Annotated in this window: 7 protein-coding genes; 2 read left to right on the forward strand and 5 right to left on the reverse strand. The window is 51.3% G+C overall.

Going from position 1 to position 8,553, the window contains the following annotated elements; translation table 11 throughout:
- Positions 1-232: 232 nt before the first annotated feature.
- The 4 genes from ACNRUY_RS25130 to ACNRUY_RS25145 form a co-directional block, all read right to left on the reverse strand.
- On the reverse strand, positions 233-1,282 hold the full coding sequence (locus ACNRUY_RS25130) for a TRAP transporter substrate-binding protein (RefSeq protein ID WP_488114413.1): 1,050 nt from the start codon (positions 1,280-1,282) through the stop codon (positions 233-235).
- Positions 1,283-1,301: 19 nt separating this feature from the next.
- Positions 1,302-1,934 (reverse strand): 2-dehydro-3-deoxy-6-phosphogalactonate aldolase, encoded by a 633-nt coding sequence (locus tag ACNRUY_RS25135; RefSeq protein WP_488114414.1) that lies wholly within the window; start codon positions 1,932-1,934, stop codon positions 1,302-1,304.
- A 124-nt stretch (positions 1,935-2,058) separates the two neighbouring features.
- Positions 2,059-2,964, reverse strand: a complete 906-nt coding sequence (locus ACNRUY_RS25140; RefSeq protein ID WP_488114415.1) for a 2-dehydro-3-deoxygalactonokinase — start codon at positions 2,962-2,964, stop codon at positions 2,059-2,061.
- Between the two features lie 113 nt (positions 2,965-3,077).
- Positions 3,078-3,818 carry a FadR/GntR family transcriptional regulator gene (locus tag ACNRUY_RS25145; RefSeq protein ID WP_488114416.1) on the reverse strand — a complete coding sequence of 247 codons (741 nt, stop codon included), beginning with the start codon at positions 3,816-3,818 and terminating at the stop codon, positions 3,078-3,080.
- A gap of 347 nt (positions 3,819-4,165) precedes the next feature.
- Here ACNRUY_RS25145 and ACNRUY_RS25150 point away from each other — a divergent pair, with 347 nt between their 5' ends.
- Positions 4,166-4,387: a hypothetical protein gene (locus ACNRUY_RS25150; RefSeq protein ID WP_488114417.1), complete on the forward strand. Its 222-nt coding sequence runs from the start codon at positions 4,166-4,168 to the stop codon at positions 4,385-4,387.
- Between the two features lie 57 nt (positions 4,388-4,444).
- Positions 4,445-7,165 carry a [protein-PII] uridylyltransferase gene (gene glnD, locus ACNRUY_RS25155; protein WP_488114418.1) on the forward strand — a complete coding sequence of 907 codons (2,721 nt, stop codon included), beginning with the start codon at positions 4,445-4,447 and terminating at the stop codon, positions 7,163-7,165.
- A gap of 75 nt (positions 7,166-7,240) precedes the next feature.
- Here the strand turns inward: glnD and ACNRUY_RS25160 are convergent, their stop codons facing one another.
- Positions 7,241-8,332: a hypothetical protein gene (locus ACNRUY_RS25160; protein ID WP_488114419.1), complete on the reverse strand. Its 1,092-nt coding sequence runs from the start codon at positions 8,330-8,332 to the stop codon at positions 7,241-7,243.
- Between the last annotated feature and the right edge of the window lie 221 nt (positions 8,333-8,553).

Here is an 8,553-nt window from a genome sequence, read left to right on the forward strand (position 1 = left end):
AAGAACGCCAATGGAAACTCTGATAGATGGCAAAGAGATCTGGAAGGAAAAATTTGTAGCCTGAATTTGACCTGACAGACACCCTCTGAAAAATCGGTGACTGTCAGATCAGGTCTGAACTACTACACGTCAGTGAATATTCCAGATAATCATCAAGCCATTTTAACAGTTTCATACCTACCTCATTCCCCTTTTATTAACAAGGGAGCCGGAATCGGGGTCAGTCTTTTATTTAGTGTGAAATTTTAGATTGGGATTGCCGGATAGCGTTATTGATAGCATCCTGATACTCCTCAATAACCTCATTGCCAATCACATCCCGGTATTCGTTGATAACCGGTTTGGTCGCTTCCTGAAAGGCCGCTCTCTGCTGATCGGTCAGCCGAACCACGATCATCTCTTTTTCAATGGTTTTCAAGCTGGCCTTGTTGACTTTCCGGTTCATTTTACGCTGAAAAGCACCCGCTTCACGGGCGGCCTTGCGAATCAGGTGCTGCTCTTTCCCGGTTAATTTATGCCAGCTGTCTTCACTGAAAATCAACACCAGGGGCGTGTAGACATGGCCGGTTTCAGTCAGGCTGTCCTGGACTTCAAACAGATTATTCAGAGCAATATTGGGGTATGGGTTTTCCTGTCCATCCACGGTTCCCTGCTGCAGGGCAGTAAACAGTTCATTAAAGGCCATGGGCGTTGGAATGGCGCCCATGGCCTTCCAGGTGGCCAGATGAATCGGGTTTTCCATCGTCCGGATCTTTAACCCTTTTACATCCTCAACGGAATGAACCGGTGTGGAAGAATTGGTTAAATGACGAAAACCGTTTTCCCAGAAATCAAGACCAATGAGTTTTTTCTGCTCCAGCATTTTCAGCATTTTATCCCCAAAAGGACTGCTGAATACGGCATCGGCCACCTTTTCATTGGGAATCATGAAAGGCAGGTCAAACACGCCGTATTCCTGAAATGAATTGGCCAGGGGGGCGGTTGAGGGAATCGAAACATCCAGCGTCCCCAGCTGAAGCATTTCAATAGCGGCACGGTCATCCCCCAGCTGGGCAGAAGGATAGATATTCACCGTGATATTGGATTTACGCTCGACAATCTCCTTGAATTTTTCCGCTCCTGCATAAATAGGGTGTTTGTTATTGGAGCTCATACTGAAACGCAGTGTTTTGGCTTGCCCCTCCCTTTTATCCACTATCCCCTCTTCCAGAAAAAAAGAGAGACCAATGGCACCAATGATCAAGCCGCAGCCTATGGATAAGATCTTATTCGCTTTAGACATATCGCCCCCCGGGGTATATTCACTGACCGTTGACGTCTTTCCAGGTTGAAATCAGATCACGGGCATTGCTGCGGATCTCATCAACATTCATAAAGGGTTTGTAGAGACTGCCGCCCAAACCAAAACCACTGGCACCTGCAGCAACGTAATCCCCCATATTACCGATATCAATTCCCCCCACCGGCAAAAGAGTCCGCTGTGGTGCAAACACGGCACGCCAGGATTTCAATACGGCAGGCGAGATCATTTCCGCCGGGAAAAGCTTGATGGCATCGGCCCCAAGGTCAAATGCCCTGAACCCTTCCGTTGGCGTGGCAACACCGGGTGTACAAAACAGGTTCCGTCGCTTGGCTTCGGTGATCACCGCCTCATCACTGTGGGGCATGATAATGATTTTGCCTCCGGCACTTTCCACCTTCGCAACATTTTCCACGGTCAGCACCGTACCCGCCCCCACCAGGGCATCATCGGGAAGACTGTCAGCCAGAATCCGGATACTCTCCAGGGGATCAGGGGAATTCAGGGGGACTTCAATAATCCGGAAGCCCTCCTCATAAAGGGCCAGCCCCACCTCCCGGGCATTTTCCGGCTGCAGCCCCCGGAGAATCGCCACCAGTCCGCATTGCTCAAAAGCTTGTTGAAATACGCTCATACATGACACCTCGCTTATGTATGCCCTTTATGTATAAAAAGAGGAAATGGAAACGTTGATAGCACAGCACCTGCCTGGACAACGCTGGATAAAACTCAAACCCATTGGACTATTACCGGTGCAACTACCGGTGTATCGCCTGAATCCCTTTTAAAAAGGCCTGGTCACCTTCAATGATGGATGAGAACACTGACTGGCTCTCCAGAGCCATCCGATAGAGCTCACCAAGACGACTGCTGCCCACAATAGCCAGAGACTGAACGCCCATGGCCTTGAGTGCTCTCACCTCATGACCAATCATCAATCCGGACAGGTAGCTACTGACATGATGCTCATCCAGCTCTCCAGTCAGTGTCAGAGTGCGGGCACTGAACAGTACCCTGGACAGACAGCTCTCATTGACAGCCCCACGGACCCCGGCCATAAACGCTTCCCTTGAGGTCACCTGAGGCAATGGCCGGTTTCGCCCCAGAATGGAGTGCTTCTCCAGAAGCGAAAACAGTTCACCGGTCATAAAAGTGCTGAACTCAATCAGCTTTCCCTGCTGGACCCGGGCCAGTTTTGAATGGGTTCCCGGCAGCAGCACATGGCCTTCTTCGATACCCTCTATATCCAGTGCCCCCATCACCTGGACCTCCTCCCCCCGCATTACATCGGGCCGGCCATCTTCTGTCCGGTGCATAACTCCGGGAACAATGGAGACACTGGAGAAGTTGACGGTTGGAATAGAGAGCCGGTGAGAAGCAAGGTCCTCCCTGGAACAGGGAGTATGGACATAAGGCACTTCCACCCAGCCGCCTTTCGCTCCGACCATACCTGCAGCCACTACGGGAAAATCTCCATGCTGCTCCAGCCAGGGCTGGAGTAACCGGCACAGCGTTGCTTCAAAAGCCCCCTCCTGAATGCTCAGAAGGCCCTGCTCCGCCGACAGACTGTCCAGAAGCTCCCCGCCCCTGAGCAGAAAGGCACGAAAATTGGTGGTACCCCAGTCAACAACAGCCCACACCCGGCTGGATAAAGAAGTGGTCATTGTGCTCGCCTCTTACTTCATACCCGTTCATTTGATGGTTTTTCATTTCGCTATGGGCATTGAGAGCCACAGCCCGGCTTGCATTTCGGATTAATGACCGGTTTGAGAAAACCTCACATCACTGCTTTTTCGAGAACCGATTGCCGGGCAAAGGCTTCCGGCTTTCCAGCCTCCGTGGACAGGATCAATTCACTCATGGCCTTGCGGGCACCTTCAGCGTCACGCAGCCGGATTGCATCCAAAATGCTGCCATGCATGGCCAGGCCGCTCCGGTGATCCGGAGTCCGGTCAAAACTGTCCTGAAACCCGACTTTCAGGGCAGAGGCCAGATCTTTTCCCAGCTGGAACAGAAAAGGGTTCCCCGTCGCCCGGGCCAGTAACTGGTGGAATTCCAGGTCAGCTTCGTTGTACTGCTCCTTATCCGGAACGTCCAACGCACTTGCCATATTCCTGAACGCCGACTCCAGATCCGCAATATCCTGACCGGAAGCCTGCAGAGCGGCCAGTGCTACAATGGCAGGTTCCAGCATCATCCGCATGGTCAGCAGCTGGCAAACCAGAGTGTCATCCTCACTGCACCGGGATGCGGACTCCAGAACAGAACCGTCAAGCCAGTCCCAGTCCTCCCGGGGGGTTACCCGACTGCCTTTCTTGGGTTCCACCACAATCAGTCCCTTGGCCGCCAGGGCTTGTAGTACGGCACGAACAGAGGTTCGAGAAACGTCGTATAACCGGGACAACTCATTCTCTCCCGGCAACCGCTCACCTTCATGATAATGCCCGGACACAACCTCCAGGGTCATCGTCCTGACCAGTTCGTCCACCAGACTGCTTTCAACCGATTTACGACTCATAATGATTTCGCCAACGAATTCGGGGTTTGACAAAAAGGCAGTAGCCCATCAAAAGCCGAGATTCTACCAAAAATGCTTTACCACGCCCCGGTGTTCTCAAGCAGCTCTTGTATTACAAACCAGTACATCTTGTCATACAAGATTAAACGACACTATATTCACACAAGTTCACACTTTTTTGATTCAGAGCAATTTTTTCAATCGAAGAACAACACCTGGCTGACGAGAAGCCTTGACATAAACAGTAAGCCAGCTCTCCATTATTGCCACAGACTTATTCCCCCTGAGCTGGTATGGTAGGCGTGACTCTTCAGCCCCCCGTGAACCTAAATTCAGCAGTGGGACGCGTGAGTATCTATAAACCCTTGATGGTTAAAGCAATAGCACCAGATTTCCAATTCACTTTTGGGGTGAGTGAAAGTTTGCTCTGCGGGTTTGTGGAAAATCTGAACGCCCTCAACTGCGTTGCGACGCTTGCCAAGGACTACGGCCATTGGCAAGCGTCGCGCCTGGCTGAGAACGCCCAGATTTCCCACAAACTCCGCATCCAACTGCTGAATTCAGGTTAAAACAGGCCCCGTTCGGATTCCGTCCGGATTGATATGGACAGCAGCCAGAAGACGACAATGAACAAGCTCTTCCAGAAGATTCCAGCCCAGATGCAGCAGCAACTGTTCAACAAAAGCCAGTTCCGTGCTGACCTGACGATTTCCCGGACTCCGATACCGGCTTATAAAAAATGCCTGCGTGAAGCCACAGCCCTTCTGGATCAGTATTTCCAGGAGGAAACCGATATTGAGGTTCTGGTGACAGCAAGAGCCTGGTTGATTGACCAGATACTGAAACTGGCCTGGGAGCATATGGAGTGGCGGGAGGGCTGTGACATTGCCCTGCTGGCCGTGGGCGGTTACGGCAGGGGTGAACTTCACCCTGGATCGGATATTGATATTCTGGTTCTGCTGGAAAATGATCAGTATGGCTTGCACCAGAGCAGAATAGAGCAGTTCCTTACCCTGCTCTGGGACATTGGACTCAATGTCGGTTCCAGTGTCCGATCCCTTCAGGAGTGCGCCCAGCAGGCGGAGTCGGACCTGACCATCATCACCAACCTGATGGAGTCCAGGGTGGTTACCGGCCCCCTATACCTTCATGACCGCCTTGAGGAAATGATTGATACCGGGCGGATGTGGCCAAGTCGCCGCTACCTCCAGGCGAAATTTGAAGAACAACGAACTCGCCATAAAAAGTACAACGATACCGAGTATGACCTGGAGCCCAATATCAAAGGGTCGCCGGGAGGACTCCGGGATTTGCAGATGCTGGGCTGGGTGGCCCGTCGGCATTACGGTACCCATGACCTGGCAGAACTCCATGAAATGGGCTTCCTGACCAACACCGAGCACCAGCAACTGCAACGCTGCCGGGCCTTTCTCTGGAAAGTGCGCTGGGCACTGCACTCCCTGAACAACCGCAGTGAAGACCGGCTGCTGTTCGACCATCAACGAACCCTGGCAGACCAGTTTGGTTATCGGGACCACACCGGATCCCTGGCGGTTGAACAGTTCATGCAGAGCTATTTCCGCACGGTCATGATTGTCAGCCAGTTGAAAGATCTGCTGCTGCAACACTTCGACGATGACATTCTCAATGGCGGAGAGCCTCAGGAAGTCCGGCCAGTTAACGAACACTTTCAGGTTCGTAACAACTACATAGAAACCGTAAACAGCCTCGTATTTGCAGAGCACCCACCGGCCATTCTGGAAATGTTTGTGCTGATTACCCGGGACCAGTCCATTCAGGGCCCAACGGCAGAAACCATCCGGCTATTGCGGGACTACCGTCACCTGGTGGACAGCACGTTCCGCAAAGACCCCCGCTGCACCCGTCTGTTTCTGGAGCTGATGCGGGCCCCCTACACGCTCACTGCAACCCTGAGAAGGCTGGCCAGGTATGGCATACTTGGGCGTTATTTGCCGGAGTTTGGTCGAATCATCGGACAGATGCAGTATGATCTGTTCCACACCCTGACCGTCGACGCCCACACCCTTCTGCTGATCAAATACCTGCGCAGCTTTACCTACCAGAAAAGCCGTCAGCGATTCCCCATCGCCTCAAAAATCATCCACAGCATCCCCAAGCCGGAACTTCTGTATCTGGCAGGCCTTTACCATGATATCGGCAAAGGCAGAGGCGGGGATCACTCCCAGCTGGGGGCGGTGGATGCCGAACAGTTCTGCCGTCTTCATGGGCTTGATAATGATGACACCGCTCTGATTGTCTGGCTGGTACGTGAACATCTGGTGATGTCCGTCACCGCCCAGAAACAGGATCTCTCTGACCCGAAAGTCATCCAGGGCTTTGCCCGGCGGGTGGGTACCCGTGAACGGCTGAAGTACCTTTATCTGCTCACCGTAGCGGATATTAATGCCACCAACCCCGGCCTCTGGAACGGCTGGCGCGCCTCCCTGCTGCAACAGCTGTTTACCCAGACCCGGCAACTGCTGAAAAGAGGCGTTGATAACCTTCCACAAATCAACGAACAACTGACGTCCACCAAGAGCAGGGCTATTGACCTGCTGGCCAGCCGGGGGTTTGGTCGAAAGGCCATTTTTCAGCTCTGGCAACAGTTTGATAATGAGTATTTTCTCCGCCACCAGAGTGACGAAATTGCCTGGCAGACCGAAGGCATTCTCAAACACCACCTCCGGAAAAAGCCGGGCCGACCCTTGATCATTATCCCGGAACCCTCAAACAACCAGAATCACCAGGGTTCCAGCGTGTTTGTCTACACACCGGACCAACCCAACCTGTTCGCTGCCACGGTGGCGGCTTTTGACCAGCTGGGGCTGGCCATCCAGGATGCAAGGATCATCACCTCCACCAGCAATTTCAGTCTGGATACTTATACGGTGCTTGAAGAAGACGGTTCCGCCATCGGCAACAATCAGGAGCGCATTCAACAGATCAAACAGCACCTTCAGAAAACCTTAATGGCCCCGGACAAATTCCCGGACCTGATCCGTCGAAGAACCCCCAGAAAGCTCCGGCACTTCAGCCGGGAACCGGTGGTGCTGATCAGCAATCAGATTGATCCCCGTCAGACCGTGGTGGATATTATCGCCACTGACCGGCCAGGATTGCTGGCTCTGATCGGAAAAACCTTTTCCCAGCTAAAGCTGCAGGTTCATGGGGCCAAAATTGCCACGTTTGGCGAAAAGGTAGAAGACCGGTTTGTGATTACCGACCAGAAGGGAGAAGCGGTTCTGGATGCCAGGCTCTGCCAGAAAATGAGTCAGCAGTTAAAGGAGGTTCTAAGAAAAGCGTCCCTGCAGGACGCCATTCAGTAAGTGTTCAATAGCCGACAGGTTCTGGATCAATGGTTGGCGGCACCTCCTTCCGGACAAGGGAGTGCCAACCTATCTTCAAAAGAACGAGTAACCACTCCAGGCATTGGATATTGAGTTCCACACTTTGTTTAAGTGAGGGCACGAAACAGAAGGTGATCCAGAAGCGGTTTCTGTACCTCCCGTTTCACTCTGGGTAAGTGCCTCGGGAGGCCTTGGGATGAAATAGGTTCTTGCCCCAGTGTCAACACAGGTTTCAAACTCAGGATCCACAGAAGAGCCTTCTCCGGTATCAGTGGATTTGTAAGGAACATCTACATAAAGATCCGCCACTTTTGTTGCTGCCTCAGCCTGAACCTCAGGAGCAACTGTATTTTCAGGTACCAGGCTTCCCATTAACGCCTCTACCACTAGGGGCTCAATAATAGCTACCCTGTCCTGGCTGACGACACCATTTAGTTCAGCCACAAATGTCATTTCCTGCCCGTTTTTTGAAACAGGTAAAAGGCTCTGCTCAGTTGTTTTCCCAGTATGAATATTTAATGCTGGAATTTCATTTATAGACTCAACTTCAACAGATTCCTGAAGCTCTGAAGCCAGAGCAACAAGCTCTTCCTCAATATCATCATTCTGGTGGTACTCCATTGATCCGTAACCATCATCTGATAATGCACTGCAGTCTGTGCTTGTTGACAAAAGTTCGCCCCTTACCTGATCTTGAGTAGTAGCCTTGGCAACCATAGCGGTATCACCAAAGATAACCCTCTGTATTCTTTCGTGAGCATCACAAGTGCTGATTCTTTTTTCAGGATCAAGTCTTGTAAGTTCGACAACAACATCCAACATCCCACTGTATTCCATTGGATTAAAATCTACATTTTCCATCCATTTTTGGAGCAGTTCTTTTTTCTTTTCATCCTCCATAGCTGAAAACTCTTTTACAACTTTAACAATCTCAAGAATACCAAGTTCAGCTTTACTTTTTTCTAAATCAGTTAACTTTACTGTTTCAGCCTTCTTCCTTAATCGAACCAGCTCTGATTTCCGCGGCTTATCCAGTGTTTCAGACTCTGGAATAAATAGATCGGCAATCTTTTCACCACACAAGAAATCAACGATACAGTTCCCCAGACTCCATGCATCGGCCTTGAAATCATATTTACCGCCCATGCATACTTCCGGAGCTTGGCACGCTTTGGTTCCGGTGATTTTCAAGAAAGATGTCGCCTCAACCTATGCAGCTAAATCATAGTGCTGCTGATTTTCTGATCGCTCAGGGTTTAGCCATACTTCAGTGGGTAACTGCCAGTTTCTGGTATTGCGGCTTCCCCAGCGTTCTGGGTGTTGCTCCTTCGCTTTACGATAAACAGCTTCTCGGTTTATTACTTTCT

This window comes from Endozoicomonas sp. Z74 (assembly GCF_057680865.1).